The organism is Pelatocladus sp. BLCC-F211 (assembly GCF_041928655.1).
Taxonomy (GTDB): domain Bacteria; phylum Cyanobacteriota; class Cyanobacteriia; order Cyanobacteriales; family Nostocaceae; genus Pelatocladus.
Genome location: NZ_JBHFLM010000187.1, coordinates 1 through 2,927, shown reverse-complemented (window position 1 = coordinate 2,927; position 2,927 = coordinate 1). Strand labels below are relative to the sequence as shown.

At 37.3% G+C, this 2,927-nt stretch carries 2 protein-coding genes; one reads left to right on the top strand and one right to left on the bottom strand.

The features are described from left to right. Positions 1-304: 304 nt before the first annotated feature. Positions 305-1,468 (bottom strand): hypothetical protein, encoded by a 1,164-nt coding sequence (locus ACE1AT_RS22480; protein ID WP_374872380.1) that lies wholly within the window; start codon positions 1,466-1,468, stop codon positions 305-307. Positions 1,469-1,536: 68 nt separating this feature from the next. Between ACE1AT_RS22480 and fghA the strand changes: the two genes are divergently transcribed. Next, positions 1,537-2,379: an S-formylglutathione hydrolase gene (fghA, locus tag ACE1AT_RS22475; RefSeq protein ID WP_374872378.1), complete on the top strand. Its 843-nt coding sequence runs from the start codon at positions 1,537-1,539 to the stop codon at positions 2,377-2,379. Positions 2,380-2,927: the final 548 nt, after the last annotated feature.

The window sequence follows — 2,927 nt, the reverse complement described above, 5'->3', positions numbered from 1 at the left end:
TTGGGTTACTCTGCGATCAGCCGCGCAGGGCGCGTCTACGTTCCTCAAACGCCAGGTGCTACAACTCTTGGGACCCCCGCAACGCACTGGCTCCCCAACCTACGCTAGTTTTAGTTTTTAGCCTTAACTGAACCGTATTGTCTGATATCCAGCAATTTAAATTGTGGCTCAACCAGACAAAACACTTGATTTTTTCTAAACCACATTCACAAAGTTAGTTTACCCAGATATCCCTATTATCTATTGCTTAACTACCTTTCTTGTTCCCTATTGTCAAGTTAAAATCATTAATTTGTATTAGTCTTTAAGGGCTACTACGAACATTATTAAACATTCCATTTTCCACCTGATTAATTGCTGACATAATTCCATTTTCGGGATGATCTAGCAATGATAATTTTACTTGTTGTAAATAATCACTAATTGCATCTCGCAAGATAGGTTTCTCAACTGCTACTGTATGATTAAAATCCCATACATCCCAGATAATAATACCAACACCTACTATCGGATCTAGTAACTCTGCACCTAATTTTGCAGCAACTGCACCACCAGTTTTCGCTGCCATTTTTGCACCCGCTTTCCCAGCAAAAGATGTCACAACTTTACTACCGACTTTCGTCACAGTCGGAATCATGGCTTTTGTAAGTAAATAAGCACTACCTCCAGTTAAAACCTTTAAAGATAAATTAGATATATTGCCTTCTGTATCATTAACAGTAATGGCAATATCACCGAGATAACGTTCCCAATCTCCTTGAGGTATCTTGTAACTACTTTGGATATCAGCAATATTTTGACTCAACTGGACAACATAAAAATCTATAGTATCTTTAGTGATATTTTCTAATTCCAATTGAGCAACTTTAGGTCTAAGAACACGTTTGGCAAATTCTGTTTGAAAATTCTCAGTCAATTTTTCGGCTACTGCTTGTGTAGGCGAGGGATTATTAGCATTTGTCCAGTGGGCTGCGGCTGAAGTTAACCACACAAACGGAGTGCTAAATTCTAGTTTTTTTTGATTGAAATAATTAAAATACCAATCTAGAAAGCTATGATCAACGCGAGTCATTAATTCATTAACCCACTGGTCTAATTTTGCAGCAGCGAAACTCTGAGATTGAGCATGAGCATTTGTAATTGCAGTGGCGATCGCATCTTCTATTCCTGATGGTGGAGCTTTTTTATCCACAATCACTATATTGTTTTTTGTTGATTGAGCAATAACATGATCTTGTGGTGATGAACCTGCGATTAAAAATTTTCCTAGTAACGGAATCAGCACAAAAATAATTACAACTACCCAAATATATGGAGTTATAGACTTAATAAATTCACTCCAAGCTCGAATACGATCAGTTTTATGAATATAAGAAACCTTTTCATTCGTTTCCTGGGGCTTTTGTCCAGTTATTGATGAATCTGGAACAGATTTCGAGTCGAATATATCCTGTTGTTCTTGGTTCATAGTATGTTTTTAACTGAATCTAAACAGCCTCCTTCACTCGTAAGTTTAGCTAATTTAACCAATAAAACATGTCTGTTGCTCTGATTTGCGAATCGAAATGCTTTGATGGTAAACTCGGTTTTTATCGTCATTACTCTACTAGTTGTAATGGTGAAATGCGTTTTGCTGTTTACCAACCACCACAGGTAAGTAATGAACTAGTACCTGTGCTTTATTTCCTCTCTGGTTTGACTTGTACAGAAGAAAATTTTATGGCGAAGGCGGGGGCGCAGCGCTTTGCAGCCAAGTACGGTTTAATGTTAGTAGTACCAGATACTAGCCCCCGCAACACTGGAATTCCTGGTGAGGATGAAGACTGGGACTTTGGCACGGGTGCAGGCTTTTACGTTGATGCTAGAGTTGAACCGTGGGCTTCGCATTACCGCATGTATAGTTATGTCGTTGATGAATTACCTGCTGTAATTGCCGACAATTTCCCAGCTATACCAGACAGACAAAGCATTTTTGGTCATTCTATGGGTGGACATGGGGCGCTGGTTTGTGCAATGCGAAATCCCCAGCAATATAAATCTGTCTCAGCTTTCGCGCCGATTGCTGCACCAATGCGTTGTCCTTGGGGACAAAAAGCTTTCAGTCGCTATCTTGGTAATGATTTAGAAGCTTGGTGTGCTTATGATGCTAGCGAGTTAGTCAAGCAAGTAGGATACCACAGTCAGATTCTGATCGATCAAGGTACTGCTGATAAATTTTTAGCTGAAGAATTACTTGTGGATATATTTGACAAAGCTTGTGCGGAAGTAGATCAACCTTTGAATTTGCGTTATCAAGAAGGCTACGATCACAGCTATTACTTTATTACCTCTTTTATTGAAGATCACATCCGTCATCATGCGATCGCTCTTTTACAATAGAGCAGCAGGCAAAGACATTTAAACCCACCAGAGACGTTGCAGTGCAACGTCTCTACATGCCCAAAATTATGACGAAAAATTCTGAACCGACTAGTATTGAAATCCTATTTTTGTGATGTGAATATTTTAAATTGTTGCTTAGTCAACTGTAATTTTATCTATTTTATTAATGTAAATATAAATTCTATTTAACATTAGTGAGTGTAAAATTACTTAGGATTTTTTTGATTTATTTAGTCTAAATATGAATTTAAATATTACTTTTTATCGTAAAAAAGAAAATAAGCATATTTCTGAACCATTAAATATTAAATAATAATTTATTTTAGGAATACAAAAATCACTAAATATAAATTTTTTGTATCTGTGAGCAAGCTAAATTTTCAGAAACTACCCTAAAGCATCTTTTAAACCACGTCTACTTTGAGAACTGTAGTTTTGTAGGTTGGGTGTAGCGACAGCGAAACCCAACATTATAGTCTGGTTAATGTTGGGTTACACTCCGTTCCACCCAACCTACATAATGTCCTTTTTGAAAAACTCCTCTT